Below are 26443 nucleotides of genomic sequence, written 5' to 3'. Positions count from 1 at the left end.
TCGCTCGTTCAGTGTCTAAACGATAGGGCCCTTTCTTTCCCGATTCGATAGTGGTGACCGACGAGGTGCCTCGATGACTCGAAAGATAACACTCGTAGCAGTAGTGGCGATGCTCGCCATGGGAACGTCGGCGGCGCTGGCGCTAGGTGCTAGCCCGCAGGCGACGACAGACGTGGCCGCGGAACAGGAGACGACCACGGCGATGCAGACGACCACGGTGGCCGAGCCCGCGAACGTCACCTTCGAGAATCAGACCTCGAACGGTACCGTCGTCGTAGTCGAGGAGGTCGTCGTTCCCGAAGGAGGCTTCGTCGTGATTCACGAGGCCGAGGGCGCTGCCCAGACGACGACCGAGATAGGGACGGAAACCGAGGTGGAGACCGAGATGGGTACCGAGACCACCGTCGCGGCCGGAGCGGAGACCCAGCGGTACACGGCCGGTGCGGTCCTCGGAAACTCGACGTACCTCGAACCCGGCGTCCACGAGAACGTGACGGTCGAACTCGACGAACCGCTCGAAGAGAGTCAGGTTCTGATCGCGATGCCCCATCAGGACACGAACGACAACCAGCAGTACGAGTTCCCCGAGGCCGACGACCCCTACACGATGGATGGGCAGGCCGTCACCGACTGGGCGAACGTGACCGTCGAAGAGGACGCGGGCGAGACGACCACCGTCGAGGGAGACGAGACCACGACCGAGGAGACGTAGTCGCCGAGAGTCGATTCGACAGAGCTGTTCCAATTTCTTTGGGTTCGGTTCCACGACTGCAGAGGTCTACCGACCACGGAGTCCGGAACTCATCGGTCGGCGAACGCCTGACACCGTTCGACCCACTTTTCTTCGAAGTCCTCGTGGTTCACGACTCGTCCCGCGAGGTCCGCAATCTCGGTGACGCCCTCCTCGTCGCACCACCGCACGCACGCTCGGTAGACGTCCATCGGCAGGTCGTCGGTGTCCCGAACGACCCGGAGTTCGTCGGCACCCGAGAGCGAAGCGACGAACGCGCGAGTGTGACCGTCGGTCAGCGTCCAGTCGCCGCCGATTCGCCGGACCGGAAGGGGGTCGTAGTTGGGGTTCGCGAAGTCGAACCACTGGGTCACGAACGAGAGTTTCAACCCGTTCAGGTAGAGTTGACTCGGTTGCGGGGCGTCGATAGGGACCGAGAAGACTTCGGAGTCGTCTGGCGGAGGGTCAGACACGCGGTCAGCGACCGCATCAGCGTCGGTCATGTCGATACTTCGAACGCCTCAAGATTTAATCGTTTGTCGCGCACACGTTCGGTATGGCAACCGAGGGACGCGAGCGCGAGACGATACCGCCCGACGCCGACCGCTCCTGGACTCACGAGCAAGCAGTCGTCGGCGACCTGCGCCTCCACTACGTCGCGGCGGGCGACGAGGACGACCCGCTGGTGATTCTCCTGCACGGATTTCCGGAGTTCTGGTACTCGTGGCGCGAACAGATTCCCGCGCTGGCCGACGCGGGCTACCGAGTCGTCGCGCCCGACATGCGGGGGTACAACCGCTCGGAGAAACCCCACGGCGTCGAGAGCTACCGGATGGACGAGTTGGTCGGCGACGTGACCGGGCTAATCGAACACTTCGGCCGGGAGCAAGCCCACGTCGTCGGCCACGACTGGGGCGGCGTGATAGCGTGGGAAGTCGGGATTCGTCACCCCGAACTGGTCGAGCGACTCGCCGTCCTCAACGCGCCGCATCCGGCCGCTTTCCGGCGGGAACTCACGCGCAACCCCGACCAGTGGCGACGGTCGTGGTACATGCTCTGGTTTCAGATGCCGACGCTTCCGGAGACGTTCCTCGGCGCGCGGAACGCCGCCAAGGTCGGGGAACTGCTCGCCGAGTCCGCGAACCCCGGCACCTTCGACGAGAACGACCTGCGTCGCTACCGCGAGGCCGCCTCCCGGCCGGGCGCTCTCGCCTCGGCCATCGGCTACTACCGGGCGCTCTTCCGCGAGAATCTGGTTCGAGAGCTTCGAAGCCTGGTCGGCAGGGAGGACCGCCAGCGCCGGGTTCGCGTGCCGACCCTGCTGATTTGGGGCGAGCGGGACCCCGCGCTGGGCGTGGAACTGACCGGAGGACTGGAGCAGTGGGTGCCGGACCTGCGCGTCGAACGACTGCCCGACGCGACCCACTGGGTTCAAAACGACAGGCCGGAGAAGGTGAACGAACTCCTGGTGGAGTTCCTCCGAGAGTGACTCACTCCCGGCGTTCCTGGGGCAGCCGAACGATTTCCTCGGGGTTCTGGAAGGCGTAGAGGACGATGGAGCCCTCTAGACGCTGATTTTTCAGGGTTTTTCGGGCGGCACCCCTGTCCATCTCGCCGATAATCTCGACCGCCGTCAGCAGGTCGTCTTGCGTGACGCCCAGGTCGCTCCGGTCGAGTTCGACGGCTTCGGGCGCTTTCACGCTCTCCAGCATCACATTCACGTACTCCGAGAGGTCGGTGGTGTCGGCGAGTCGTTCGTGCCACGAGACGGGGTAGATACTGAGGTTTCCGTCGATTCGGTAGAGGCGGTCGCCGGGTTGCCACGTCCGGGCGTCGGTGAGTCGGTCGTCGAGCGAGGTCTCGAATCGGTCCCGGTCGTACTCCAACTCCTCGGCGTAGGCTTCCACGAGGTCGCGGGGGACGCCGGGACCCTCGACGGGATGATGGCGCTCGAGGTACTGGACGAGTTCCCGGGCGGTGAAGAAATCGTCGTGGTGGGACAACTCGTCCGCGAGGTCTGTGTCGACGGATACCATGGTCTCTGTGCGGCAGCGAAGTGGAAAAACGCCGCGTAAGATTACTGAGAGTCGGTAGCTGGAGGGAAGATACGGGTCGAGCGGGGAGTGTAGCCGCGGTTACTTCGCCGTGCTGACGACTTTCACCACGTCGCCCTCGTCCAACTCGTAGTCGTCGCTGATGTCTCGGTTGGTCTTCCCGTTGACCGCGTGGAGGTAGCCGTCACCGATGTCGCTGTGGACCGCGTACGCGAGGTCCTTCGGCGTCGAACCGCGGGGGAGGAGGAAGGCGTCGGGCAGGACGTTCCCCTTCGCGTCGGTCCACTTGGTCTCGTTCTGGACCGGGTAAGCCGTGATCTGGTCCAACAGGTCGTAGACCGCTGTGTTCAGGGCTTGCTGGACGCCCGTGCCGCCCCACTCGTGCATGACCTCTCGAATCTTTTCGAGTCCGGCCTGCTGGTCGTCGCTCGGGTCGCCGACCACCTCGAAGTCGTCGTCGCCGGGGTCGTAGTCGATGGCTCCGGCCTGCTCGGCCTGTCGCAGCGCCAACTCGCCCTCCGCGGTCGCCGGAATCACGGGCTTGCCGGTCTCCTTCAGGCGTTCGATGTTCTCCGGGGGAGCCACGTCGGCCTTGTTCGCCACGAGGATGATGGGTTTGGTCCGGGCGCGCACGTCGCGGGCGAGCGCCTCGCGGTGGTCGTCGGTCCACTGGATGGGGTCGTCGGGGTAGTCCAACTCGCGGAGGCTGGCGGCCACGTCGGCCTCGGTCGCGCCGAACCCGGTCAGCATGTCGGCCAAGGCGTCGTCGATGTCGAAGTCGGGCGACCGAGACTTGCGCTCGACGCTCTCCCAGTTGCGCTCGACGATGCTCGCCAGCCACTGGTCCATCTCCTCCTCGATGAAGTCCACCTCCTCGACCGGGTCGTAGGTGCCGATTTCGACGGGTTCGCCCTCCTCGTTGGTGCCCCCGGAGGCGTCCACGACGTTGACGATCGCGTCGGCGTTGGTCAACTCGTCCAGAAACTGGTTGCCGAGGCCGCGGCCCTCGTGCGCGCCGGGGACGAGTCCGGCCACGTCGAGGAGTTCGATGGGGACGTATCGCTTGCCGTCGTGGCAGTTCTCGTCGCCGCACCGCTCGTCGCGTTCGAGACAGGGACAGTCGGTGCGTACGTGACTCACGCCGCGATTGGCGTCGATGGTCGTGAACGGGTAGTTGGCCACGTCCACGTCGGCCATCGTCGCGGCCTTGTAGAAGGTGGACTTGCCCGCGTTGGGTTTGCCCGCCAGCGCGATGGAAATCATGCGAGAGACTACCGGCGTTTGGGGGAATTGCTTTTCGATTCTGTAGGTTCGGGTTTTCCGTCCCCACGTCCGGTCGATACGAACTGGAGTCGTGTCAGGAACGTCTATAGAGGCTACGGAGAGGTAGGTTTCGAAAGCCCCACACGGTCGCTGGCCCGCGACCGCGTGACCCCTTCACCCGGCGTTCTCGGTTCCACCGGGTGCTACCTGCCGGACGGTCTACCAGCCGTTCGATAGCTGGAAGCAGGTACGAGAGGAAATCCTAAATATATGTTTAGAAAAGAAATGTAATTTCTTACCACGTGTAGAATTGTATTTCGACTCCCGGCGCGCGCTGGCGCGACCCGCGGTTTGGGTCGCGCCACGGCGCGCGAGGGACGAGTGAACGACCGGAGGGAGTGAACGAGGAGGGTGGGGAGGCGTGAGGCCCGCGGTGACGGAGGGGTGACGGTGGGGTGACGGTGCGGTGATGGTGCGGTGACGGTGGGGTGCCGTGCGGTAACTCCTTTGCTCACGGAGTAACTACCTTCTCACCACCTTCCACTCGTTCCGGACCGGCCCACGGGATACCGTCCCTTCTCGGCGGCCACAAGACGCTACACGAATCCCGTCGTAGCGCCTGTAGCCATGACGGCAGTTAAAATCGTCAAGATCACCGGCACGTCCGAGGAATCGTGGCAGACGGCCGCCGAAGAAGCCTTCCGAGAGGCCAACAAGACCATCGACGATATCTCCGGAATCGAAGTCGAGGACTGGACTGCGCAGGTCGAGAACGACGAAATCACCGAGTATCGCGCGACCGTCGAGGTCGCGTTCCCGGTACACAGCGAGTAGGCCGGACCACGGGCGAGCGAGACCGACGCAGAACGGGAGGAAACCGACCGAGAAACGGATTTTTGCAGTCGGACCTCGTTTCGCTACAACTCCACCGCCATCATCACTTCGTCCACGTACTCGTCGTCTATCTTGTAGTGGTTCTCGCGGACCGCCTCGGTCTCCCAGCCGTGTTCTTTCAGGAACTCGATGGCGTACTCGTTGGTCGAGGGCGCGCTCTGGTAGACCTTCTCGTAGCCGTTCGTGGCCGCCCACTCCAGGCCGCGTTCGAGCAGGTGGCTCCCGATGCCGAGGCCCTGATAGTTGTCGAGAACGCCCACGGTCAACTCCGCGGTGTGGGACAACTTGTCGAGCTCCGGTGCGTAGAGGTGGACCCACCCGACCACGTCGTCGTCCACGGTGGCGACGAAGAACATTCGGGACTCGATTTCGTTGTGCCGGAGCAGCGCCTCGTCGTGGTCGATTTCGTCGGCTACGCTCTCGGCGACGATGTAGCTTCCCTGTTCGGCGACCCGGCGAATCGCGCCGACGATGCCCGAGAGGTCCTCCTGTCGCGCTGGCCGGATGGTGAACTCCACGCCCTCGGTCTCGTACTCCTCGGCCGCGCCCTCTTCGAAGGACGCCCGCAACTTCCCGTCGTGCTCCTCCAGATAGCCGTCGCGTTTCAGGATGGCGACGTGGTGGCGGAACCCGCCGGGGTCCACGTGCAACCGGTCGCGGGTCTCCTCGGCGTCTACCTCGCCGTGACTCTCGACGTACTCGTAGATGCGTTTCCGGTCTTCGTGTTCGAACTCCAGCGTTTCCGAGAACTTCATGTTCAATGATAACACACTCCGAGGTCACTTAATCTTTTCTCGCGTTCGGACGGGGTGTTTTTACTGTACTCACTGCAACGCTGCCCGTTTCGATGTGGAGCGCAGTTTGGAAAACTCCCAATCGTTCGCTACGAACCGTCACAGAAACTACGAGGCAAACGGGCAGAAGGCCCTCGCCGGTCGCGGTCACACTCGTTTCGCTCGCGTGACCGCGACCGGGCGGCCCCTTTCAGTCCCGCCCAAGTCGGTCAGTCGGCGAGGCGGAACCCGTGGTCTGGTCGGCCTGTCGTTCGCCTATCGACTGCGACTGCTCGACCGCCACGCGACTCCCGACTCCCTGTCCGGAACGCCGGTCAGCAGTTGCGCCGTCGTGACCACGTCGCGGGTCTCGACGACGCCCTCCGCGACCTCCCGGACCGTAAACTCGGCCTCTACTTCGCGGCCGTGACACCGTGCGTACAGTTCCAACCAGTCGTTCATCGCCTGTTCCAGTCCGTCCATCTCCTCGGCGTCGAGTGGCACGTACTCGCCGGTCCTGGCCTCGACGTACACCGCGACCACTTCGCCGACGCCGTCCCGGAGGTAGCCCACGGCACGCTCGTCGTCTGGCGGGTCGGCGGGCGGGTCGAACGCCCGACGGTCGGCCCGGGCGCGCTCGGCGAGGGCGGCGATTCGGTCGCGGTAGTCGCTCATGGTGTCGCAAGCGTCCTCAGCCTTCCTTGTACTCGACGCCCTTGCCGCCGCGAGGATGTTCCCAGTCGGTATCGGCGACCACCGCGCAGGTTCCACACTCGACGCAGGGCTGGGTGTCGAGGCTTACGCGCTTCTGTTCGCTCCCGTTGGTCTTGACCGTCTCCTCGCGGTAGCACCCGCCGCCGAAGTCCCTCGCGCTGACCGGACAGGCGTAGACGGCCGCGCCGCTGGCCTCGACCGAGGCGTCCCGTAACTCGATGTGGGGGTTGCCCACGTCGGTGTCGTAGGTCAGGTCGCCGATGCGCGCGGCGAGGTCCTTCGGTTCGAAGTCGGCCTCGCCCGAGACGCGCTCGCCCAGTTCCTCGGCGATGACGGTCGGCAGCGTGACGTAGGGCGTCCGGGTGTCGGGCACGATTTGCGAGAGGGTCGGCGACGAGTAGAGTCGCTCCAGCGTCCCGCCGAACAGCGAGACTGCGGTTCGGCCGACCGACGAGGTGAGGAGCGAGTCGGTCAGATTCGCCACCGAATCGCGCTCGCCGAGCGCGCTGGCGACCCGATACCCCTTGGGTCTGAGTTTGCCCATGACGCCCTCGTCGCGGAGCTTTCGCTCGTAGAGGTCACCCGCCTGGTCCGGTTCACCGCGTAACTTCGCCTCCGCGAACGCCTCGCCCGCGAGTGCGCCCGCGCTCACGGCGTGGTTCATCCCCTTGATGATTGGGCCCTGGGCCTGCATCTGCCCGGCGGCGTCGCCGACGACGAGGAGGCGACCCTCGTGTGGCGACCGAAGCGCGGCCTTCTTCGAGTCGGGTACCAGTTTCGCGCTGTACTCCACTTCGTCGTAGTGGCCTTCGAGCCAGTCGGCGAGCAGTGGATGGGTGAGCAGGTTGTCGAGCAACTGGTGGGGTTCGGCCTCCTGTTCCACGATGCTGTCGAGGTGGAAGACCGACCCGATGGACAGCGAATCCTCGTTCGTGTAGACGAACCCGCCGCCGCGAACGTCCTCGAACAGGTCGCCCGAGAAGAGGTGGGCCGCGCCCTCGTCCTCGCCGACGCCGAACCGCTCGGCGATGACGTCCTCGGGCACGTCCACGACGGCTTTGACGCCCTGGAACCACTCGTCGGGGTCCTCCCAGTCCATCAGGCCCGCGTCGCGGGCCAGCTCGGAGTTCACGCCGTCGGCGGCCACGACGAGATCGGCCCGAATCGGGTCGAGTTCGTCGCAGGTCACGCCGGCGATTTCGCCGTCCTCCCGGAGCAGGCCGTTCACTCGCACGTCGGTCAGGAGACCGCCGCCGGTCTCGCTGGCCATCTCGTGGACGCGGTCGGCCATCCACGAGTCCATCTTCCGGCGCAGCACCGCGTCGGACCACTCGGTGTCGTGTTCGTGGAGGTCGGTGATGTCGAAGGTCTTGACCTTCTCTCCCGCGACGTTGTGGAGGTAGTAGTCGGTCACCGGTCGTTCGGTGGCTTCCTCTCGGAAGTCGGGGAACAGTCCGTCGATGGTGTACGGGGCGGACTCCTCGGCGTAGATGAGTCCGCCCGTCACGTTCTTCGACCCGGCTTCGACCCCGCGTTCGAGTACGAGGGTCTCCACGTCGTTTCGCGCCAGTACCGCCGCCGCCGCGGCCCCGCCGGGACCGGCCCCGACGACGACCGCCTCGTAGTGTTCGTAGTCGTCAGTCATCGCTTGCCTCCGCTTTCATCGTCAGTTCGCCCTCCTCGATGGACTCGACGAGGCGGGGAAGCACCTCGAACAGGTCGCCCTCGATGAAGTAGTCGCTGAAGTCCCGAATCCGGGCGTCCGGGTCGGTGTTGATGGCGACGATGGTGTCCGACTCGTCCATCCCGACCTTGTGCTGGACCGCGCCCGAGATTCCGGCCGCGATGTAGAGGTCGGGGGCGACCTCTTGGCCGGTCTCGCCGATCTGGCGCTCCTCGGCCACGTAGTCGGCGACGTGGCCGTCCACGTCGTAGGAGGCCGTGACCACGCCGCGCGAGAGTCCGAACGCGGCGTCGTCGAAGGCGTCCACGAGGTCCAATCCGAGTTCGATGCCCTTCGTCGGGTCGTCGCCGATGCCGCGGCCGAGGGCCACGACGACCTCGTGACCCGTGAGGTCCACACCCTCGTCGAGGCGGTCGAACTCGGTCACGTCGACCCGGAACCAGTCGTCTTCGAGTTCGAGGTCGTGTTCGACGACCTCTCCCTCGCGGTCGTAGTCGGGTTCGATGGGGTCGAAACTGCCGGGAATCACCGAACAGCCCTGCGGGTGGAACTCCCGGCCGGGGTTGTCGAGACAGAGGATGGTGGAGTACTCGAAGCCCGAGAAGTCCGGGCGCTTCATGTGCAGGACGCGCTCGAACTCCACCTTCTCGCCGGGTTCGCCGGTCTTGACCGGGTTCGAGACGAGTTCCTCCTCGATAGTCAGTCCCGAGCAGTCGCTGGCCAACCCGGAGTCGAGTTCGCCCTGCACCTGCGCCGAGAGGTCCCGGCCGTTGTTGGTCGCCGGGAAGAGGAAGTAGCGGGGCTTGTCGTAGTCGCGCCACTCCGCGGTGGGTTCCGTGCCGGGGTCGCCGGTTTCCCAGTTCGGTGGTTCCGCCCCGCCGCGGGCCATGTCCGCGACGATTTCGGTGTAGGGCTTGTGGCGGAATCGTTCGAGTCGGTCGTCCTCGTGGTAGATGGCCACGTCCGAGCCGTACGCCACTACGTCGTCGGCGAGGTCGGTGATCCCCTCGTCGCCGACGAGGACGCCGACGACGCGCTCGTCTTCGTACTCGTCGTTGTAGGCGTCCATCAGTTCACGGGCCTTGCCGAGCATCTCCTTGGACACGTCGAGGAGTTCGCCGCCCTGGGTCTCGCAGTAGACCCACATGTCGCGGTAGTCGCCGTTCTTCAGCGCCCGGACGTGCTTCTTGTCGCGGGTCTGGTTCTCGACCTCGTAGGTGACTTCCGCCTCGTCGCCCTCGGTCTCCGTTTCGCCCTCGTCGCTACCGCCGGCGGTTTCGGGCGCGTCGGTGCCGCCTTCGTCCGCGTACTCCTCCTCGTGGTCGGTGTCGGCGGGCCCGCCTTCCGTCTCCTCCTCCAGCTCGTCGATCCGGCGCTGGATGGCCTCTCTGGCGGTCTTACGGTCGTCGCCCTCCCGCTCGGCGGCCAGCACGGCGTCGAGGTCCGAGGGGTTCTCGACAGCCGCGAGCTTTTCTTTCAGTTCGTCTACCGTGTACTCGCTCGGGTCGAGGTCCACGTCGGCGTTCTCGTCGGCCACGGTCAGTCACCTCCCGCGAGTGGCCGCATCGTTTCGAGGACCTGCTCCATCCCCGCCTCGTCGTCGGGTTCGACCATCGTCGCCTCGCGCTCGGAGGGAGCCTTCGGAATCGGGTCCACGCCCGAGACGATGGTCGGCGACCCGTCGAGTCCGATGAAGTCGGGGTCGAGGTCGAGCTCCTCGGCGCTCCACGACGTGAGGTGGTCCTCGTAGTTCTCGACGCGGTCCTCGGTCTCGCTCCTGAGTCGCTTGTGGCGGAGTCGATGCTCGGCCCGCCGATACGAGGGTTCGAACTCGGGGTCGGTCACGACGAACGCGGGCAGGGGAGCCTCGACGGTCTCTATCTCGTCCACGTCGCCCTCCACGAGTCGCTTCGCGCGAAGTCGGCCTTCCTCCTCGTCGACCTCCAGCGAGATGACGTGAGTCACGATGGGCCGGTCGAGACACCAACTGGTCTGCGGGCCGGTCTGGCCCGTCTCGCCGTCCGCGGTCTTGAACCCCGCGAAGACGATGTCGGGGTCGCCGTCGATGTTCTCGATGCCCGCCGAGAGCGTGATGGAGGTGGACCACGTGTCGGCCGCGGCCATCTCCCGGTCCGACAGCAGGTAGAGGTCGTCGGCGTAGACGCTCATCGCCTCCTCCAGCACGCTCTCGTAGCCGGGCGGTCCCATGCTCATCACGCTGACCCGACCGCCCTGCTTTACTTTCGTCTGGAGGGCGGCCTGTAGCGCGAACTCGTCGTTGGGGTTCATCACCGTAGGGGTCGCACCGCGTTCGAGGTGGCCGTCCTCGTCGAACGACACCTGTCCCTCACGGAAGTCGGGGACGCCCTTCGTCAACACTACCGAGTGCATCGATACCACCTGCCATGTCTGAACCTCTCTCCCATGTTTCGTGAGTCCTTTCAGGCTCAATGTTTATTACATTATCCCCGATAGCGACCAGTGGCGGTCGGAGCGCGGAGACGCATCGACAGACGAGGAACGGCTAAAGATATATTCGAAGCTACGAAGTAATCGAAAACGATTCTTAGAGCAACGTGTATATTGTCGAGGGTCGGACGTCAATTCGGACGCGGAACTACTCGTCGCTCTCGAAGTCGAACTCGCTCTCGTCGGTGGGTTCGGTGTCGGACTCGGCTTCGGTGTCGCCGGTCTCGTCGGCGTCACGCCCGGCGGTCTCGTCGGTGTCCTCGCTCTCGCCGGTGTCTTCGTCAGTTCCGACGTCGGTTCCGTCTGCCCCGTCATCGTCGTCGGTTCGGGCGGACTCGTCGTCTTCGGAACTCTCGCTCTCGCCGGACTCGTCGCTCTCCTTGTCGCCGTGGAATCGCTTCCGGCCACCGTCGCCGTCGGCGGCGATTCGCTCGTGGGTCCCGCCCTGCACCATCGACATCTCGCCGCTCGCGCGCATCGTCCCGTCCACGACCGCGCCGTCGTGGAAGTGGAGGTCCTCGCAGGAGACGTCGCCGCGAATCTCCACGTCGTCGGCGAGATCGACTGTCCCGCTCCGGGTGGTCACGTCGCCGTGGATGACCGTGCCCTCGTCGACCGAGATGTCGCCGCGGGCACGGAGACTACCGAACACGTCGTTTCGCTCGCCGACCTCGATGGACTCGGCACGTATGTTGCCGTGGAGACGGCAGTCGTCTCCGATGGTTGCGGGCGTCGAGACTCGCCACGAGTCGTCGCTGACGTGCCCGTTTCGGGGGACGACGACGGGGTCGGCCTCGACCTCTTCGTTTTCGAGCAGTTCGGAGACGACCTCTTCGGCGGCCTCCTCCTCGCCGATGCGGAGGAGTTGCTGGAGGTAGACGAAGACGAACACGATGGTCGGCATCGGGTTCCGGATGACGATCCATCCGTTGGCCTCGAACCCCTCCTCTATGTCCACGTCGTCGCCGATGTCGAGGTCGCCACTGACCATCAGGCGACCGCCGATGTGGACGCGTTCGCCGAGGTAGGCGTCGCGGCCGACGAGTACGTTGTCCTGTACGTCCGACCACATGTCGAGGCGACAGTCGGCCTCGGCCTCGATGTGGCCGTCGAACTGCACGCGCTCGCCCGCGATGACGTTGTGGCCGCGGATGCCGAACTCGACCGTACTCTGTCCCCCGACGATGACGTCGCCGTCGGTCACGAGGTCGTGCTCCTCGACGGTCGTTCCGTCCGGAATCGCTAACTCGTCCAACGGGTCCGAACCAAGCGGCACATCGGTAGCTTTCGATTCAAACCTAATAAACTTCCGTCAGACAACTCCCGGAAAACGAACACGCTTCGGAGAACTTCTGATGGGTTTTTAAATGGCGCGGTCAAACGCGGGGGTATGACGACGCTCGCGTTCGACGAGGACGGCGTGGACGTGGTGTACGAGGGGACGGAGTTCCGGCTCTCGAAGGACCTCATCGAGGGAGCGACCGGCAAGTCCTACTTCGACGTGACCGACCACGAAGTACTTCGCATCGTGGAGAAAGACCCCGCCCTCTCGGGCGAGGCACGGCGTATCGGCGACATCATATAGACTTCGCCGCCGCGGATAGGGCGACGCCGCCACCTCGACGGAGGGCGTCCTCGACGCCTTCAGATAGGACTAAGGGCCACCGCCGCCTCGCTTCGAGCATGAACCTGCCCGCCGACTTCGACCATCCCTCGTGGCTGACCGCGTTCGGAACGCTCGCCGGATACGGCGCGATTCTGCTGGCGATGTTCGTCGTGCTGTTCCTTCTGCCCTACGCGGTCTTCGTGGCGCTCGGGTGACGGTAGTTTCATTGCTCGGGCCGACCACGGCCCGCCGAGGACCGTCGTGTCGGCCACACGATATCTCCGAATAGCTAAGCGGGTCGACGTCGCCGCTCTGGCCGGGAATGGGAGTGAACGACCGAAAGCGGTGGGCGACCAGGACCACGACCGACCACGACGAGATACGGAGGTGGGTCGAGACCAGAGACGCCGACCCCGCGCACGTCGCGAGAACGGGCGACGAGGACCTCGGCGTCCTTCGCATCGACTTTCCGGAGGCCGAACCCGACGAGAATCTCGAACCCCTCGCGTGGGACGACTTTTTCGAGAAGTTCGACGCCGCAAACCTCGCGTTCCGGTATCAGGAGGCGAAAGAGAACGGGGAGGAGAGCTGCTTCTGCCGGTTTATCGCCCGCGAGGAGACGGGCGTGACCGAAGTACCGGACGCCGACGTGACCGCAGTCGCAGTCGGAACGGCCCCGGTAGCGGCCGATACCGACCGAGAAGCGGACGCCGACTCGGAACCCAGCGTCGAATCGATGCCCGACGCCGATTCGAAACCCGACGCCGAACAGGGTCTCGATGCCGACCCGGAATCCGAAACGGACCCCGACACCGACCCGGCCCGCGGTTCGACGGCGGTGGGCGTCCCCGACGAAGTGCTGGGTCGGCGGCGTGTCGTACCGAGGTTGACTGCCGGACTAGTCGTGGACGAGATTCACGAGGACGCCCGGGGGTACGACCACTGGAACAAGAACGACGAGTACCTCGCGTTCCGCTACGAGGGCGACGAACCGCTGGACCTGACGGGGTGGACCGTCGAGAACGCCGACGGGACTACCTACGAGTTCCCCGCGGGGTTCCTCCTCGAACCGAACCGGCCGGTGACGCTCCACACCGGGTCGGGCGAGGACACCGACCGACACCTCTACTGGGGGTCGCCGCGGGCCGTCTGGAAGAACACGGGCGACGTGGTGACGGTCCGAAACGACGAGGACCGGCGCGTGATTCGGGTGTCGTACTGAGGCGGGCGCTCGCAACAGAACTGCTATCTTCTGGACAAATTTGCCGTCGGCTGTTCGACCGATAGAGCTAAAACCAAAAGCTGAAAGACTCTAACGAGATGTTATCACGAGACACACAGCGACCGTGGAGGGACTGGTCGTGAGCGCGCTCGACATCGTCCGGCGCGTCAGTGACGTTGCCAATCGATACTTCGTCGTCTGGGTACTGGTGTTCTCGGGAGTCGCGCTCGCGGCACCGTCGGCGTTCACGTGGATAGCGCCCTACATCACGCCGCTTCTCGGCATCATCATGCTCGGGATGGGGCTGACGCTCCAACCCGACGACTTCCGGCGGTTGGTCGAACAACCCCGCGACGTCGCCATCGGCGCGGTGACGCAGTGGCTGGTCATGCCCGTGGCGGCGTACGCGCTCACGGTAGCGCTGTCGCTCCCGACCGAACTCGCCATCGGCGTCGTCCTCGTCGGGGCCGCGCCCGGCGGCACCGCCTCGAACGTGATGACCTACCTCGGGAAGGGCGACGTGGCGCTCTCGGTAGCCATCACCACCGTCACGACGCTCGCCGCGCCGATAGTCATGCCCGCGTGGGTGGTCTTCCTCGCCGGCGAGCAGTTGAACGTCACGTTCGCACAGATGTTCACCAGCATCGTGCAGGTGGTTCTGGTCCCGGTCGTCGCGGGATTCGCGCTCCGGTACGTCCTCGACCGGAAGGCGCCGAACGTCGCCGAGGCCGGTCTCGACGTGTTCCCGGCGGTCAGCGTCATCGCCATCGTCGCCATCGTCGCGGCCGTGGTCGGCCTGAGTAAGGGAACCATCCTGACCGCGGGCGCGGCGGCCGCGGTGGCAGTCGTCGCGCACAACGGCATCGGTCTCGGCACCGGCTACGGCGTGGGCCGACTCACCGGCATGTCGGAGGACCGCGCTCGAACCTGCGCGTTCGAGGTCGGCCTCCAGAACAGCGGACTGGCCGTGGCGCTCGCCACCTCCTTCTTCTCGCCCGCCGCGGCGCTTCCGCCCGCGCTGTTCAGCGTCTGGCACAACGTGACCGGGCCCGCGCTGGCCTCCTACTTCTCGCGGAACGAAGCGTCCGCGTCCGACGACGGAGGCGCGGCGGTCTCGGCCGACGACTGACTCGCGGCGGTCGAGAACTCTCTCGGACTCTGCGGTTTCAGAAAAGCGAACGAAAGCGAAAATCGACGAGGAGTCGCGCGTCCCGAGCGTTCAGGCGAACGTCTTCGAGATCTCTTCCTCTTCGTCCTCGGACTCAATTTTGGCCTTGGCGTTCTCGAAGTCCTCCATCGTGATCTCGGTCCGGTCGTCGCGGATGGCGAACATCCCTGCCTCGGTACAGACGGCCTTGATGTCCGCGCCGGAGGCGTCCTCGGCGTTCCGGGCGAGTTTGTCGAAGTCCACGTCGTCGCTGACGTTCATGTCCCGCGTGTGGATGCGGAAGATCTTCTCGCGGCCTTCGAGGTTCGGCTTGGGCACCTCGATGAGGCGGTCGAACCGGCCGGGACGCAGGATGGCGCGGTCGAGCATGTCGAAGCGGTTGGTCGCGGCGATGATTCGAATATCGCCGCGGTCCTCGAAGCCGTCCATCTCGGAGAGCAACTGCATCATCGTGCGCTGGACTTCGGCGTCGCCGGAGGTCTTCGAGTCGGTGCGCTTGGCCGCGATGGCGTCGATTTCGTCGATGAAGAGGACGGCGGGTTCGTGCTGGCGGGCGACCTCGAAGAGGTCACGGACCAGTTTCGCGCCCTCGCCGATGAACTTGTGAACCAGTTCCGACCCGGCCATCTTGATGAAGGTGGCGTCGGTCTGGTTGGCGACGGCCTTGGCGAGCATCGTCTTGCCGGTCCCGGGTGGACCGTAGAGCAGGACGCCGCTCGGCGGGTCGATGCCGACCTCGCCGAACATCTCGGGGTTCTCGAGGGGCATCTCGACCGTTTCGCGCACTTCGTTCATCTGCTCTTCGAGGCCGCCGATGTCCTCGTAGGTCACGCTGGGACTCTCCTCGACCTGCATGACCCGAGCGCGAACGTCGGTCTCGTTCTCCAGCGTCTTCACGATAGAAAGCGAGTTGTTGACGGCGACGCGGTCGTCGGGTTCGAGGTCCTCACGCATCTCGTCGGTGACCTCGGTGACGGCTTCCTGATTGTTGCCGTGCTGTTTGATAATGACGCCGTCGTCGGTGAGTTCCTGTACGGTGGCGACGAACAGCGGCGACTGCTTGAGTTTCTTGTTCTCGTGCGTTAGACGTTCTAGCTTCTGCTGGTACTTGTTGTTCTCCGCGTTCGCATCCAGAAGCTTGTCACGCATCTCCTCATTTTGCGACTCCAGAACCTCCAACCGCTCTTGAAGGGCTTCGATTTTGTCCTGCTGGGACGCGCTCTCCTCATCGTATGGGAGGTCGACGTCTTCCACAGTATCGGTCATCACGACGGTCTAGGTTCCTCCCTCATAAGAGGCTTCGGGTGGGGTGTGACGTGTGTCATACAACAACACTATTTCCGGTCAGGGAGGCCGCCGCGCCGAACCAGTGAAATACTTCACAGTAATATATTAGAAAGGGAAATATTATTATGCTGTATCCAAAAGTGAGGGTATAGCATGAGTGCGTCAGAAACTGCTCGACCAGAGGAGAGTCGCCTGACGGGGGAGAACGCGACCGAGGCCATCCGCGACCTCCCGCCGAGCGCCAAACTCGTCGCCAAGGTACTGGAGTACAACGACACGATGACCCAGAGTCAGATCGCCGAGGAATCGCTGCTGCCCGACCGCACGGTCCGGTACGCCCTGAGTCGGCTAGACGACGAAGGCATCGTCGATTCGCGGTTCTCCTTCTCGGACGCTCGGAAGCGTCTCTACACGCTCGACCTCGACTAAGCCCTCTCGGGGAGTTCCCCGTGGGGCGAAGATTCGCGGCCTTCTGCTTCTTCAACTTTTCGGCTTGCGCTGTACCATTCGTCAGCAAAAAGCACGTCGGGTCCGAGTCTGGTGGCCGTCTACTGGTCGCGCCAGCGTGAAGCGCCGTTCCAGACGACGGACCAGTCGGCCGGACTCGGGAGACCACATCCGGTCAGGGCGACGAGTGCCACGGTCACAACGTCGTCGCCGGTCGTGACGGGATTGGGAAGAACGCCAGCCACGACCAGTCCGAGCGGGAGGGCCAACGCGAGCGGGAGGAGCGCGGCCACACGGACCATCCAGTCGGGCGTGGTCGGTCGGAGGTGAGTGACTTCGACCCTGACGAGACCACTGCTGAAGGCGTGCTGGAGCGTTGCCCAAGTGGTTCGCGACGTAGGCTCCTCGGCCGGGAGAACGGTGACGGTGTAGCTCGCGTCGGTGAGATGCAGGGGGACGACGTGGAGGAGTTCGTGGACGCAAACGCCGACAGCGAGGGTGGCGAGCAGGACGAGACCGAGCGTGAGCCAGTGGATGGCGAGGCCGAGCGATTCGAAGGCGGGCGTGAACGAGTGGAGGGCGGGAAGGGGCCAGTGGAGGGAAGCGTGCATCGGCGTTGACGGCGGTGTTCATCGAAGGAACTCAACTGTTACGAAATCGGCCGAGACTTGCCAACACCCACCAAGTGGCGGTCCGAATGGACGACTTCGCGGCCGAAGTTTTGAGGAACGCCGAGACCGACTTTCGGAACGTCGTGACGACTGACCAACTCCAGCCGAACGACCTCGAAGAGGGACGTCACGTCCGCGTCGAGTGGTCGCCGCGGGGCGGTCGCGGCCCCGGCGACGACGCGGAAGGCGAAGTCACTCGCGTCTGGCGGCCGGACGACGACGTGCAGGAGTTCACGGTCGAACTCGGCGACGACGCCATCAACGTCTACACCGACTACCGAAACCCCGTGGTCGAACGCGTCGAGGGGGGACGGGACGACGGCGACGACCCCGAGACCGAGACGGTGGGTCGCCTCGACCGAATCGTGACCTCGGAATAGCGTCGGCAGGGACCGGAAATCGTCCGTCTCTTTACTGCTCTGTCGGGAAGTCGGAGGAGGTAGTTGTTGCTCGTCTTGGAGGATTGGCAGAGAAGCTAGTTACTTCTCGATGGGTACGGGTCGCGCGCGGAGTCCTCGGTGCGCTCGGCGCGGTTCGGGTGACGGCTATCCACACGCATTTTACCTCCCGACGCGTACACGAACCCATGAACGCCGACGACGTAGCCGAACTCATCGAGCAGAACCTCGAAGACGCCGACGCGACAGTCACCCACCCTCGCGGTCCCGAGGACGAGGACCACCTCGCCGCCACCGTCGTCTCGCCCGGGTTCGAGGGCGAGACGCTCGTCGACCAGCACGAGATGGTCTACGACGCGCTAGGCGACCACATGACTGAGGACATCCACGCGCTGGAACTCAAGACCTACACGCCCGAGGAGTACGCGGAGCACGAGGAGTAGCGCGGTCGGATCGACGACCACGAAGTAGTACGTGGTGACCCGAGAGACCAAGGGTCCGGGCCGACGTAACGCAACTATGGAACACCGAACGACCGACTCCCCCAACACAGTTCATGCCAACGTTCGTTGAGGAGATTCAGACCGTCGAGGACGGTAACGCCACAGAGTTCAGCCGACGGCTGGCCGACCGAATCGAGACCCTCGGGAAGGCGCTGGACCTGCTCGAAGCGTGGACCGAGGCGAGTCGGGAGACGCGCACCGAACTCTCCTCCAAGTACGATACGGCCAAGACTCTCGCCAGAAACGAGATTCAGGGTGCGAACGACGACGCCGACGCGGATGGTCTTCCACCCGAGGAGTTACTCGACCACCCCGCGGTGAACGACCAGACGAAACAGCGACTCCGCGAATACAGCACCAAACTCTTCGTTTACCTGGACGAAGAGCAGTCCTACGGCGAGGCGCGCACGGAACTGGCCCGGGCGCTCGACGCCGAACTCGACCTCTACAAGCACCTCCTGTCGGAACTCGAAACCGGTGAAACGGGCGTGGAAGACGCCCAACAGGCGATAGCGAGATTCGCGCGCGACGAGACGCTCGGGCCGCCGAACCGGACCGCCGCCGACGTACTCCTCGAATCGGCGGTCGACGCCGAGGAGTGACGGGAAAACCCCGGTCCGAGACCGCCAGCGGTCGGTCCCTGACCCTCGGTCGTTCAGAAGTTCGGCCGTGCGACTTCGGTCCGCTCTAACTCGCGGTTGTGCAGCGCCTCGCCCGTGTCGCGGTCGAAGACGTGGATGGCCTCCTCCGGAATTTTGGCGACGACTTCCTGACCGCTCTCGACGTTTCGCATGCCCGAGACGGTAGCGACGAACGTCTCGGTCGCTTCGCCGGAGGCGTCCACTGCATCGGCGCTCTCGAACCGGAGATAGACGTTGTTCTCGTCGCCCATCGGTTCGACCACGTCTACGGTCGTCCGGAAGTCGTGGGGACCGTCACCCTCCGCGGCGAGTTCGATGTCCTCCGGCCGGATGCCGAGGACGAGTCGGTCGTGGCCCTCCACGTCGGCCAGCGTCTCTTCGGAGAGTGCGTACTCGAACTCGTCGGCGACGAGGGTATCGTCCCTCAAGTCCGCGTCGAAGAAGTTCATCGAGGGGTCGCCGATGAACCCCGCCACGAAGACGTTCCGCGGTTCGTGGTAACACTCCAGCGGCGTCCCGACCTGCTGGAGTTCGCCGTCGTTGAGGATGGCGATGCGGTCGCCCATCGTCATCGCCTCGGTCTGGTCGTGGGTGACGTACATCGTCGTCACGTCCAAGTCCTCCTGGAGGCGCTGGAGTTCGGTCCGCATCTGGGAGCGGAGTTTGGCGTCGAGATTCGAGAGGGGTTCGTCCATCAGGAACACTTCGGGGTCGCGGACGATGGCCCGGCCGAGCGCGACTCGCTGTTGCTGACCGCCCGACAGCTCGCCGGGCTTGCGGTCGAGCAGGTCGGCGATACCCATCATCTCGGCCGTCTCCTCGACCCGGGCGGAGATTTCGTCGTCGGGCATGTCGGTCGACTCCTCCAACCCGAAACTCATGTTCTCGCGCACGGTCATGTGAGGGTAGAGCGCGTACGACTGGAACACCATCGCTATGTCCCGCGCCGTCGGCGGTTCGTCGGTGATGGAGTGGCCACCGAGGCGAACGTCGCCCTGCGAGACCGTCTCCAGTCCGGCGACCATCCGTAGCGTGGTGGACTTGCCACACCCCGAGGGGCCGACCAGCACGAGGAACTCGCCGTCTTCGATTTCGACGGTGGCGTCGTCTACCGCGACGATGCGGTCGCCGTCGTCGTCGAACCACTTCGTAACCCCGTCTAACGTCAGTTCTGCCATCGGTCTGTCCTCCGTCGTAGATTGGTGTAAGGATGTGTCACGTACATTGTTATCACGTTTCTCCAGCGACTCCTTTCGCGAACTGTTCGCCGAACAGCACGTACACCAGCAGGGTGGGCAGAGCCGCGACGAACGCGCCCGCCATCTGGGTGTTGAACGACTCCACGATACCGCCCGTGAGGCTGTTGAGCGCGATGGTCACGGGCGCGGCCGCCCCGCCGCCGGACGGCAGGATGACCAGCGCGAACAGCAGGTCGTTCCAAATCTGAGTGAACTGGTAGATGAGCGTCACAGCGAACATCGGCTTCGACAGCGGCAGGACGATGTTCCGGTAGATGCTGAACACGCTCGCGCCGTCGAGTCGGGCGGCCTCGACCATCTCGTCCGAGAACGACTGGTAGTACGCCCGGAACAGCAGGAACGTGATGGGAATCCCGTACGCGACGTGGGTCACGACGAGGTTGACGATGCTCGCGTAATGCTCGTGCATCAGCGGCAGACTCCAGAGGAACGACAGGAGTTCCTGTGTGTTCACGATGGCGTACAGTCGCGAGAGAGGCACCAGCACCGCCTGATACGGGATGAAGATGCCCGCGACGAACAGCGCGACGATGGGCATCTGGTACTTCCAGTCGATGGTCGTCAGCCCGTAGGCCGCGATGGACCCGAGAGTCGCCGACAGGACGGTTCCCGGAATCGCTAGCAGGAGGCTGTTTATCAGCGCGCCGGACATCGCGTCGAACGCGATCTGCCACGGTTCGAACGTGAACCCGCCGAAGATGGGCGGGAAGAACGGGACGGTTCGGTTGAACGCCTCGGTCGTCTTGAAGGCGGTCATCAGCCCCGCTTCCAGCGGCGCGAGGTAGAAGCCGACGAGACCGGCGAGGACGGCGTAGAGCGCCACCCGCCTGCGGTCAGCGTCTCGGACTGCTCGTTCGATTCGCTCTCTGCGCGTGTGGTCTTCGGGAGTCGGAGTGGCTGGCGGACTACTCATAGTTCACCTCGGCGATACTCGCTGTAGAGGTACGGCGTGACCACTGCCAGCGCCATGGCGAACAGCACGATGGCGATGGCAGAGCCGTAGGCCCAGTTGTTCGACCCGAACGCCTCGCGGAACATCATCGTAGCGAGGATGTCGGCGGCCGGACCGGGGTTGTTGCCGAACATCACGTAGAGGAAGTCGAAGGCCTTCAGCGCGAACACCATCAGCACCACCGCGGCGCTCATGGTCGAGGCGCGAAGTTGGGGCAGGATGACCCGCCAGTACATCTTCGCGGTACTCGCGCCGTCCACCTTCGCGGCCTCGTAGTGAGAGGTCGGAATCGCACGGAGACCCGCGAGATAGACCACCATCGCGTACCCGGAGAACTGCCAGATGAGCGCGAAGACGACCGCCGCCAGTTTGGTGTCGGGATTCGATATCCACTGGAACGTCAGGAACTCCAGTCCCAACTGGCGGAGTGTGACGTTTATCATCCCGATTTCGGGGTTATACATCCACGCCCAGAACTTCGCGGTCACGACGAACGACAGGCTCATCGGTAGGAGGTAGACGGTTCGGAGGGTGTTCTCGAACCGAATCTCCTGGTCTACCAGGATGGCCAACAGCAGGCCGAACAGAAGGCAGACCGTGGTGAACGCCACCAACAGGACCAGCGTGTTCTGGGCCGCGGTCCAGAACGTCGGGTCCGAGAACGCCTCGCGGTACATCTCGAAGTCGAACTCCGAAATCGCGTACTCCGGCAGAATCAGCCCCTCGAAGTCGGTCAACGAGATGACGAGGTTCCACCCGATGGCTCCGTAGACGAAGAATCCCATCAGCAGGAACGGCGGCAACCAGAACGGTATCGACTGTACGAAGTCGCTCGACAGGAGCGACTTCCCCGTCCCCGTTTTGGACTCTGTCGGTTCGCCGGTGACGGTCGTTCCGCCGTCCGAGCGAAGCTCCCTGCTATCTCCACCTTCTCCGGGGGTTAGCCGTCGGAGTACGTCTCTGAGTCGTTTCATGTCAAAAAGGAATAATCAGCGCCGCGTTTAGTCGAACGCCTGATTCAACTGCTTGTAGGTCTTGTCGACGTTCCAACCCGAGACGAACGTGGACATCGCTTCGCCGAAGTTGTTCTTGGCTTCCGGCGGGATGGCGAGTCCGTGCTGGATGGACTTGACCTGCGCGTCGGAGTTGGCGAAGTCGTCCATCTGTCGGCTGAGGAACGGTCCGAACTCGTCCTTGGGCACGTCAGTCCGCGGCGGGATGGACCCCTTCTTGGGGTTGAATCGCTCCTGGGCGTCCACGGAGCCACAGTACTGGAGGAACTTCGTGGTAGCCTCGGACGAGGGGTTGTTCTTCGGGAAGGGGAACGAGTCCATGTTGAGCGCGTAGATGCCCTCCGTACCGGGGAACGGCACCTGACCCCAGTCGGACTCGAACTCGAAGCCGTCCTGTCCGCGGTACATGCCCGCGGCCCAGTCGCCCTGATGGAAGAAGGCGGCCTCGCCGTTGATGACCTTCTTGTTCGCCTCGGTCCACGAGATGGACCCGGCGTCGTCGTTGAAGTACTCCTTGTACTCCTTGACGATGCCGAGCGAGTCCTTGATGGCTTCCTCGTTCTCGGAGACCTTCCCCTCGGTGAAGGCGACGTAGGTCTCCTCGCCGTACTCGCCGAGCAGGACCTGCGCCCATAGCTGTGCCGTGGACCACGCGGACTTGGTCTGGTTAGCCATACCGACCGCGTCGGTGTTGTTCTCGACCTTCTTCAGCGCCGCCACGAGGTCGCTGGGCTTGGAGATGGACGAGGGGTCCACTCCCGCCTCTTCGACGACCGCCGTGTTGTAGAAGAGGTTGTTGAGTCGGTGGATGTTGATGGGGACCGTGACGAATTTGCCGCCGGGTTTGGCGGCGTCCTTCGGTCCCTGGAGGTAGGCGTCCTTCATGCCGTTTTCCGACCAGACCGAGTCGCCGATGTCTTTCAGTTTGTCGGCGTCGACGAACGGCTGGAGGTGCGCGCCGGGCCACGCCTGCCACGAACTCGGCGGGTCGTTGTTCAATACTCGCTTCTTGATGACGGTCTTGAGGTTTTCGCCCGCGCCGCCGGGTACCGGATTCTGGTTGACCTCGATGTCGGGGTACTCCTGCTTGAAGCCCTCGAACAGCGCGGTTACGGCCTTGTTGCCGTCGCCACCGGTCCACCAGTGCTGGACCTCCAGTTTGTTGTACTCGGTCGAGGAATCGTCCTCGTTCGTCTCGTCGCCGCTCGTCTCGCCTGCTTCCGTCGTCCCTTCGTCTTCGGTCGTCGTCTCGTCGCCGTCACCGCCGCCACCCATACAACCGGCCAGTCCGGTTACGCCGATAGTACCCGCACCGGCCGCTTTGATGTAATCGCGCCGAGAGACGTCGGAACCTTCGTTGGCATCTGTCATACTGTAGACCTAGCAAATGACATTCGCCACCAGCCACTTAAACGTTATTGAAATTAATGCAAGACCGAGTAAATTGTGAGTCGATATCACACACCCGTGACGGAGACTTCGTGGCTTTCGATTTGCGCACTTACCAGAATTCCGAACGAAAAATGTATATCGAGAGCTATCAGAATCTACTCGGCGGTCGAAGCGAACTCGAAACCTCGTAACTTCAGTCAATCACCTGTCTTTTTCTCGCGGATCGCTTTCGTAACAACTGGTAATAGTTTTCTCTCCGACACGATGTCGCTCGAAACTCAGCAGTTCGAGTCCGCAGTGGCGTTCGTAATTTCTACTTGCTCACGGGCAGCAACTGGACCCACCGAGAGCGAGTGCGCACGATATTTATCTGCGGGGGGTGGACCTTCGAACGTATGAGCGACGACGAGGACTACCGGACAGAGGAGGACAGTCTCGGAGAGATGCAGGTACCGGCCGACGCCTACTGGGGCGCACAGACCCAACGCGCGCTCCAGAACTTCCCCGTCTCTGGCATCACCTTCGGCCGGCGGTTCGTGCGCGCGCTCGGCGTCGTCAAGAAGTCCGCCGCGGAGGCCAACCGCGACCTCGAACTGATTCCCGAGGACAAGGCCGACGCCATCGTGGAGGCCGCCGACGAGGTCATCGAGGGCCGCCACGACGACCAGTTCCCCGTGGACGTGTTCCAGACCGGTTCCGGCACCTCCACGAACATGAACGCCAACGAGGTCATCGCCAACCGCGCGACCGAAATCTACGGCGGCGAAGTCGGCACGCGCGAAATTCACCCCAACGACCACGTCAACTTCGGCCAGTCCAGCAACGACGTGATTCCGACCGCGATGCACGTCGCCTCGCTCGAAGCCGTCGAGAAGGACCTCCTGCCCGCGCTCGACCAGTTGCGCGAGGCGCTCGAAGCCAAAGAGGAGGAGTTCGACGGCGTGGTCAAGACCGGCCGGACCCACTTGCAGGACGCCACGCCGGTCCGCCTCGGACAGGAGTTCGGCGGCTACCGCACGCAGGTCGAGAAGGGGCTCGCCCGCCTCGACCGGATTCGAGACCACCTCTCGGAGTTGGCGCTCGGTGGCACCGCGGTCGGCACAGGCCTCAACACCCACCCCGACTTCCCGGAGAAGGCCGCCGAGTACATCTCCGAGGAGACCGGCGTCGAGTTCCGCGAGGCCGACAACCACTTCGAGGCACAGGCCGCCCACGACGCCATGTCCGAGGCCCACGGCGCGCTCCGGACCATCGCGGGGTCGCTCAACAAGATAGCGAACGACCTCCGACTCCTGGCCTCCGGTCCCCGAAACGGACTCGGCGAACTCGAACAGCCGGAGAACCAGCCCGGGAGTTCCATCATGCCCGGTAAGATAAACCCGGTCGTCGCCGAGGCGGTCAATCAGGTCCACAAACAGGTCGTGGGCAACGACGCCGCCGTGAGCGCGGGCGCGGCCGAGGGCCAACTCGACCTCAACCTCTACAAACCCGTTCTCGCCCACAACTTCCTCCAGTCCGCGGAGATGCTGGCCAACGCCAGCGAAGTCTTCGGCGAGAAGTTCGTCCGGAAACTGGAGGCCAACGAGGAACACTGCGAGGAGCAGGTCGAGCAGAGCATGGCGCTCGCCACGGCACTCAACCCCCACATCGGCTACGACAAGGCCAGCGACGCCGCCAAGACCGCCCTGAAGGAGGGCAAGACAGTCAAGCAGGTCGTCGTGGAGAAGGGCTACCTCAGCGAGGAAGAGGCCGAGGAGGTCATCGACCCCGAGAAGATGACCCACCGCGGCATCCTCGGTAGCGACGACTGAAACCGACGCAACCGCGTCGATCACCTCGTTTTCCACGCATCGAAACAGCCGCGGCCAGCGAAATCGGGCTCGGTGCCACAGACTACCGAGGATACCCTCGGTGCCAGCAACCACGGAGGGTGCGCTCGACTCGAATCAGTTCTCCACCTCCAACTCCGACGACTCCCGAGACGGCTGTCCCGAAAACGCCCGACACTCGTTTCAGGCAGGCTACCGTACGACTACTCTATGTCCGACCGAGACAAAGCGAACTTCAAGATGACCCGAAACGAGGCCCGAGTCGTCATCGCCGCGCTGTCCGACGAGGAGATGACCGCCTCGAACGACCGCGGGGTGCGCCTTCAGAACGTCCAAGACCACCTCGCGGCCGAGTTCGACTTCGACGAACACCGCGGCGTCGAGAAGGGCGAGATGGCGGCGGGAGACGACTCGGGGTGGCTCGACAACGACGCCATCTTCGGCGGCAACGACCCCGACGACACCGAGAGAATCGAACTCTCCCAGGCCGAGGCCAACGCCGTGACCGACGCGCTCGCCAGCTTCGAGTTGGGCGAGAGCCACGAGAACGCCGGGACCGCAGCGAACGTGCGCGAGCGAATCCAGAACGCCTTCGAGTCGTGAAAACTAGACCGGAATCGCGGCCGTAATCGCGCCAGCGACGGTTCCGACGGCGGTTTCCCACACCGAGAAACCGGTGAAGATGGCCAGCGCGGTGTCCAGGCCGAAGAAGAGGAACAGCGCCGCACCGGCGTAGTGGGCCTTCCGCACGTCGAACCGATGGGAGAACTTGTGGAAGAAGAAGGCGTTGGCCATGCTGACCGGGATGATGGCCAACATCTCGCCCGCCCAGATGGCCGGGGTCGCGCCGTACTGGGCCGCCAGTCCGATGGTGACCAGTTGGGTCTTGTCGCCGAACTCCCCGGCCGCCATCATGGCGAAGATGGGGAGAAAGCCACCGAAGGCGTCGGGGACCCTGCGGCCGAGTACCGACACGTCGAGGTCGCCGGTCTCCGTGACGCCGCCGTCCGTCTCGGCGGGCACCTCGCCCGCTTCGGGGGCCGACCGGTAGAGCAGGACCGCGAAGACGAGGAAGAGGACCGCGGTAAACGCGTCGAGGTAGGTCGGCGGCAGTGCGCCCTTCAGCGCGCTCCCGAACCAGATTTCGAGCGCGGTCCACCCTGCGAACGCGCTCCCGGCCGCGGCGACGACGACCCACGGGTTGTAGCGAGTCGAGAGTCCGGCGATGATAAACTGGACTTTCTCGCCGGGGAGGACCGCCAGTTGCGCAGTGAACGCGACGACGAGGATTTCGAACCAACCGGTCATCCGGACGACACCTCTGCTGGAGGGTCGGGCGGAAGTCCGCCCGGAGCGACCGCGGTTTCGGAGAGCATCGTTGCACCAGTTTAGATTCGTCTAAACTAAAAAAGTTGTTTTCCTAAATCGGGGGCGTCGAGACAGGCCGCTCTCGGTACGGAGTACCGAATCCGGC

The 26443-nt window shown here is 64.2% G+C and carries 29 protein-coding genes; 13 read left to right on the top strand and 16 right to left on the bottom strand.

Translation table 11 applies throughout. From position 1 onward, the window contains the following. The first annotated feature begins 73 nt into the window (after positions 1 to 73). Entirely contained in the window at positions 74 to 712 is a 639-nt protein-coding gene (locus E2484_RS20585) for a DUF7282 domain-containing protein (RefSeq protein ID WP_137287070.1), read from the top strand. An 89-nt stretch (positions 713 to 801) separates the two neighbouring features. On the opposite strand, the gene E2484_RS20580 is transcribed toward E2484_RS20585, so the two are convergent. After that, positions 802 to 1233 (bottom strand): hypothetical protein, encoded by a 432-nt coding sequence (locus E2484_RS20580; RefSeq protein ID WP_321112836.1) that lies wholly within the window; start codon positions 1231 to 1233, stop codon positions 802 to 804. 53 nt (positions 1234 to 1286) lie between these two features. Here E2484_RS20580 and E2484_RS20575 point away from each other — a divergent pair, with 53 nt between their 5' ends. Further along, entirely contained in the window at positions 1287 to 2219 is a 933-nt protein-coding gene (locus E2484_RS20575) for an alpha/beta fold hydrolase (RefSeq protein ID WP_137287069.1), read from the top strand. 1 nt (position 2220) lies between these two features. On the opposite strand, the gene E2484_RS20570 is transcribed toward E2484_RS20575, so the two are convergent. Beyond that, complete coding sequence (locus tag E2484_RS20570) at positions 2221 to 2766, bottom strand: hypothetical protein (RefSeq protein WP_137287068.1); 546 nt, start codon at positions 2764 to 2766, stop codon at positions 2221 to 2223. 99 nt (positions 2767 to 2865) lie between these two features. Beyond that, the gene (locus E2484_RS20565) at positions 2866 to 4047 is read right to left on the bottom strand and encodes a redox-regulated ATPase YchF (RefSeq protein WP_137287067.1); all 1182 of its coding nucleotides are present in this window, start codon (positions 4045 to 4047) and stop codon (positions 2866 to 2868) included. A 627-nt stretch (positions 4048 to 4674) separates the two neighbouring features. Between E2484_RS20565 and E2484_RS20560 the strand changes: the two genes are divergently transcribed. Next, positions 4675 to 4881: a dodecin family protein gene (locus E2484_RS20560; RefSeq protein ID WP_137287066.1), complete on the top strand. Its 207-nt coding sequence runs from the start codon at positions 4675 to 4677 to the stop codon at positions 4879 to 4881. An 83-nt stretch (positions 4882 to 4964) separates the two neighbouring features. Here the strand turns inward: E2484_RS20560 and E2484_RS20555 are convergent, their stop codons facing one another. From E2484_RS20555 to E2484_RS20530, 6 genes are all read right to left on the bottom strand, one after another. Continuing rightward, a complete protein-coding gene (locus E2484_RS20555; protein ID WP_137287065.1) occupies positions 4965 to 5696 on the bottom strand; it encodes a GNAT family N-acetyltransferase in 732 nt (243 codons plus the stop codon). 294 nt (positions 5697 to 5990) lie between these two features. Further along, positions 5991 to 6389: a hypothetical protein gene (locus E2484_RS20550; protein WP_137287064.1), complete on the bottom strand. Its 399-nt coding sequence runs from the start codon at positions 6387 to 6389 to the stop codon at positions 5991 to 5993. Between the two features lie 16 nt (positions 6390 to 6405). Continuing rightward, a complete protein-coding gene (locus E2484_RS20545; protein ID WP_137287063.1) occupies positions 6406 to 8073 on the bottom strand; it encodes an FAD-dependent monooxygenase in 1668 nt (555 codons plus the stop codon). Further along, a complete protein-coding gene (locus E2484_RS20540; protein WP_137287188.1) occupies positions 8066 to 9628 on the bottom strand; it encodes an electron transfer flavoprotein subunit alpha/FixB family protein in 1563 nt (520 codons plus the stop codon). The genes E2484_RS20545 and E2484_RS20540 overlap by 8 nt, the downstream gene beginning before the upstream one ends. A gap of 23 nt (positions 9629 to 9651) precedes the next feature. After that, entirely contained in the window at positions 9652 to 10503 is an 852-nt protein-coding gene (locus tag E2484_RS20535) for an electron transfer flavoprotein subunit beta/FixA family protein (RefSeq protein ID WP_137287062.1), read from the bottom strand. 226 nt (positions 10504 to 10729) lie between these two features. Then, the gene (locus E2484_RS20530; RefSeq protein ID WP_137287061.1) at positions 10730 to 11857 is read right to left on the bottom strand and encodes a polymer-forming cytoskeletal protein; all 1128 of its coding nucleotides are present in this window, start codon (positions 11855 to 11857) and stop codon (positions 10730 to 10732) included. Between the two features lie 114 nt (positions 11858 to 11971). Between E2484_RS20530 and E2484_RS20525 the strand changes: the two genes are divergently transcribed. From E2484_RS20525 to E2484_RS20515, 4 genes are all read left to right on the top strand, one after another. Next, on the top strand, positions 11972 to 12166 hold the full coding sequence (locus E2484_RS20525; RefSeq protein WP_137287060.1) for a DUF5800 family protein: 195 nt from the start codon (positions 11972 to 11974) through the stop codon (positions 12164 to 12166). A 98-nt stretch (positions 12167 to 12264) separates the two neighbouring features. Next, positions 12265 to 12402 (top strand): hypothetical protein, encoded by a 138-nt coding sequence (locus tag E2484_RS25270; RefSeq protein ID WP_170977446.1) that lies wholly within the window; start codon positions 12265 to 12267, stop codon positions 12400 to 12402. 107 nt (positions 12403 to 12509) lie between these two features. Next, positions 12510 to 13409, top strand: a complete 900-nt coding sequence (locus E2484_RS20520) for a lamin tail domain-containing protein (RefSeq protein ID WP_137287059.1) — start codon at positions 12510 to 12512, stop codon at positions 13407 to 13409. A 139-nt stretch (positions 13410 to 13548) separates the two neighbouring features. Next, the gene (locus tag E2484_RS20515; RefSeq protein WP_137287187.1) at positions 13549 to 14538 is read left to right on the top strand and encodes a bile acid:sodium symporter family protein; all 990 of its coding nucleotides are present in this window, start codon (positions 13549 to 13551) and stop codon (positions 14536 to 14538) included. 90 nt (positions 14539 to 14628) lie between these two features. Here the strand turns inward: E2484_RS20515 and pan1 are convergent, their stop codons facing one another. Next, positions 14629 to 15843 carry a proteasome-activating nucleotidase Pan1 gene (pan1, locus tag E2484_RS20510; RefSeq protein ID WP_137287058.1) on the bottom strand — a complete coding sequence of 405 codons (1215 nt, stop codon included), beginning with the start codon at positions 15841 to 15843 and terminating at the stop codon, positions 14629 to 14631. Positions 15844 to 16017: 174 nt separating this feature from the next. On the opposite strand from pan1, the gene E2484_RS20505 reads away from it, so the two are divergent. Continuing rightward, positions 16018 to 16293 carry a MarR family transcriptional regulator gene (locus tag E2484_RS20505; protein WP_137287057.1) on the top strand — a complete coding sequence of 92 codons (276 nt, stop codon included), beginning with the start codon at positions 16018 to 16020 and terminating at the stop codon, positions 16291 to 16293. A 119-nt stretch (positions 16294 to 16412) separates the two neighbouring features. On the opposite strand, the gene E2484_RS20500 is transcribed toward E2484_RS20505, so the two are convergent. Continuing rightward, positions 16413 to 16922: a hypothetical protein gene (locus E2484_RS20500; RefSeq protein ID WP_137287056.1), complete on the bottom strand. Its 510-nt coding sequence runs from the start codon at positions 16920 to 16922 to the stop codon at positions 16413 to 16415. A gap of 86 nt (positions 16923 to 17008) precedes the next feature. Between E2484_RS20500 and E2484_RS20495 the strand changes: the two genes are divergently transcribed. From E2484_RS20495 to E2484_RS20485, 3 genes are all read left to right on the top strand, one after another. Next, positions 17009 to 17362: a hypothetical protein gene (locus E2484_RS20495; protein ID WP_321112832.1), complete on the top strand. Its 354-nt coding sequence runs from the start codon at positions 17009 to 17011 to the stop codon at positions 17360 to 17362. A gap of 206 nt (positions 17363 to 17568) precedes the next feature. Further along, positions 17569 to 17823, top strand: coding sequence for a BolA family protein (locus E2484_RS20490; RefSeq protein ID WP_137287055.1), 255 nt, complete (start codon positions 17569 to 17571; stop codon positions 17821 to 17823). Positions 17824 to 17936: 113 nt separating this feature from the next. Beyond that, positions 17937 to 18485: a hypothetical protein gene (locus E2484_RS20485; protein WP_137287054.1), complete on the top strand. Its 549-nt coding sequence runs from the start codon at positions 17937 to 17939 to the stop codon at positions 18483 to 18485. Between the two features lie 53 nt (positions 18486 to 18538). Here E2484_RS20485 and E2484_RS20480 read toward each other — a convergent pair whose 3' ends face one another. From E2484_RS20480 to E2484_RS20465, 4 genes are read right to left on the bottom strand one after another with little or no spacing between them, the layout of a single operon-like run. Continuing rightward, a complete protein-coding gene (locus E2484_RS20480; RefSeq protein WP_137287053.1) occupies positions 18539 to 19702 on the bottom strand; it encodes an ABC transporter ATP-binding protein in 1164 nt (387 codons plus the stop codon). Positions 19703 to 19754: 52 nt separating this feature from the next. Next, positions 19755 to 20696, bottom strand: a complete 942-nt coding sequence (locus E2484_RS20475) for a carbohydrate ABC transporter permease (RefSeq protein ID WP_137287052.1) — start codon at positions 20694 to 20696, stop codon at positions 19755 to 19757. After that, positions 20693 to 21709 carry a carbohydrate ABC transporter permease gene (locus tag E2484_RS20470; RefSeq protein ID WP_137287051.1) on the bottom strand — a complete coding sequence of 339 codons (1017 nt, stop codon included), beginning with the start codon at positions 21707 to 21709 and terminating at the stop codon, positions 20693 to 20695. Before E2484_RS20470 ends, E2484_RS20475 begins: the two co-directional genes overlap by 4 nt. Before the next feature lie 27 nt (positions 21710 to 21736). Then, entirely contained in the window at positions 21737 to 23119 is a 1383-nt protein-coding gene (locus tag E2484_RS20465; protein ID WP_137287050.1) for an ABC transporter substrate-binding protein, read from the bottom strand. A gap of 416 nt (positions 23120 to 23535) precedes the next feature. Between E2484_RS20465 and E2484_RS20460 the strand changes: the two genes are divergently transcribed. After that, complete coding sequence (locus E2484_RS20460) at positions 23536 to 24951, top strand: class II fumarate hydratase (RefSeq protein WP_137287049.1); 1416 nt, start codon at positions 23536 to 23538, stop codon at positions 24949 to 24951. A 228-nt stretch (positions 24952 to 25179) separates the two neighbouring features. After that, the gene (locus tag E2484_RS20455) at positions 25180 to 25572 is read left to right on the top strand and encodes a hypothetical protein (protein WP_137287048.1); all 393 of its coding nucleotides are present in this window, start codon (positions 25180 to 25182) and stop codon (positions 25570 to 25572) included. 3 nt (positions 25573 to 25575) lie between these two features. On the opposite strand, the gene E2484_RS20450 is transcribed toward E2484_RS20455, so the two are convergent. Beyond that, positions 25576 to 26277: a TMEM165/GDT1 family protein gene (locus E2484_RS20450; RefSeq protein WP_137287047.1), complete on the bottom strand. Its 702-nt coding sequence runs from the start codon at positions 26275 to 26277 to the stop codon at positions 25576 to 25578. Between the last annotated feature and the right edge of the window lie 166 nt (positions 26278 to 26443).

The sequence above is a fragment of the Halorussus salinisoli genome (assembly GCA_005239435.1).
GTDB classification, from domain to species: domain Archaea; phylum Halobacteriota; class Halobacteria; order Halobacteriales; family Haladaptataceae; genus Halorussus; species Halorussus salinisoli.
The sequence above is the reverse complement of the archived record's forward strand: the minus strand, read 5'-3'. Positions and strand labels throughout refer to the sequence as shown.

Coding starts and splice junctions, on each gene's coding strand:
- E2484_RS20470 (WP_137287051.1), bottom strand. CDS start 21,709: ATGAAACGACTCAGAGACGTACTCCGACGGCTAACCCCCGGAGAAGGT.
- E2484_RS20480 (WP_137287053.1), bottom strand. CDS start 19,702: ATGGCAGAACTGACGTTAGACGGGGTTACGAAGTGGTTCGACGACGAC.
- E2484_RS20565 (WP_137287067.1), bottom strand. CDS start 4,047: ATGATTTCCATCGCGCTGGCGGGCAAACCCAACGCGGGCAAGTCCACC.
- E2484_RS20575 (WP_137287069.1), top strand. CDS start 1,287: ATGGCAACCGAGGGACGCGAGCGCGAGACGATACCGCCCGACGCCGAC.
- E2484_RS20465 (WP_137287050.1), bottom strand. CDS start 23,119: ATGACAGATGCCAACGAAGGTTCCGACGTCTCTCGGCGCGATTACATC.
- E2484_RS20455 (WP_137287048.1), top strand. CDS start 25,180: ATGTCCGACCGAGACAAAGCGAACTTCAAGATGACCCGAAACGAGGCC.
- E2484_RS20460 (WP_137287049.1), top strand. CDS start 23,536: ATGAGCGACGACGAGGACTACCGGACAGAGGAGGACAGTCTCGGAGAG.
- E2484_RS20500 (WP_137287056.1), bottom strand. CDS start 16,922: ATGCACGCTTCCCTCCACTGGCCCCTTCCCGCCCTCCACTCGTTCACG.
- E2484_RS20505 (WP_137287057.1), top strand. CDS start 16,018: ATGAGTGCGTCAGAAACTGCTCGACCAGAGGAGAGTCGCCTGACGGGG.
- E2484_RS20585 (WP_137287070.1), top strand. CDS start 74: ATGACTCGAAAGATAACACTCGTAGCAGTAGTGGCGATGCTCGCCATG.
- E2484_RS20485 (WP_137287054.1), top strand. CDS start 17,937: ATGCCAACGTTCGTTGAGGAGATTCAGACCGTCGAGGACGGTAACGCC.
- E2484_RS20495 (WP_321112832.1), top strand. CDS start 17,009: ATGGACGACTTCGCGGCCGAAGTTTTGAGGAACGCCGAGACCGACTTT.
- E2484_RS20520 (WP_137287059.1), top strand. CDS start 12,510: ATGGGAGTGAACGACCGAAAGCGGTGGGCGACCAGGACCACGACCGAC.
- E2484_RS20490 (WP_137287055.1), top strand. CDS start 17,569: ATGAACGCCGACGACGTAGCCGAACTCATCGAGCAGAACCTCGAAGAC.
- E2484_RS20570 (WP_137287068.1), bottom strand. CDS start 2,766: ATGGTATCCGTCGACACAGACCTCGCGGACGAGTTGTCCCACCACGAC.
- E2484_RS20475 (WP_137287052.1), bottom strand. CDS start 20,696: ATGAGTAGTCCGCCAGCCACTCCGACTCCCGAAGACCACACGCGCAGA.
- E2484_RS20580 (WP_321112836.1), bottom strand. CDS start 1,233: ATGACCGACGCTGATGCGGTCGCTGACCGCGTGTCTGACCCTCCGCCA.
- E2484_RS20450 (WP_137287047.1), bottom strand. CDS start 26,277: ATGACCGGTTGGTTCGAAATCCTCGTCGTCGCGTTCACTGCGCAACTG.
- E2484_RS20535 (WP_137287062.1), bottom strand. CDS start 10,503: ATGCACTCGGTAGTGTTGACGAAGGGCGTCCCCGACTTCCGTGAGGGA.
- E2484_RS20545 (WP_137287063.1), bottom strand. CDS start 8,073: ATGACTGACGACTACGAACACTACGAGGCGGTCGTCGTCGGGGCCGGT.
- E2484_RS20555 (WP_137287065.1), bottom strand. CDS start 5,696: ATGAAGTTCTCGGAAACGCTGGAGTTCGAACACGAAGACCGGAAACGC.
- E2484_RS20550 (WP_137287064.1), bottom strand. CDS start 6,389: ATGAGCGACTACCGCGACCGAATCGCCGCCCTCGCCGAGCGCGCCCGG.
- E2484_RS25270 (WP_170977446.1), top strand. CDS start 12,265: ATGAACCTGCCCGCCGACTTCGACCATCCCTCGTGGCTGACCGCGTTC.
- E2484_RS20525 (WP_137287060.1), top strand. CDS start 11,972: ATGACGACGCTCGCGTTCGACGAGGACGGCGTGGACGTGGTGTACGAG.
- E2484_RS20560 (WP_137287066.1), top strand. CDS start 4,675: ATGACGGCAGTTAAAATCGTCAAGATCACCGGCACGTCCGAGGAATCG.
- pan1 (WP_137287058.1), bottom strand. CDS start 15,843: ATGACCGATACTGTGGAAGACGTCGACCTCCCATACGATGAGGAGAGC.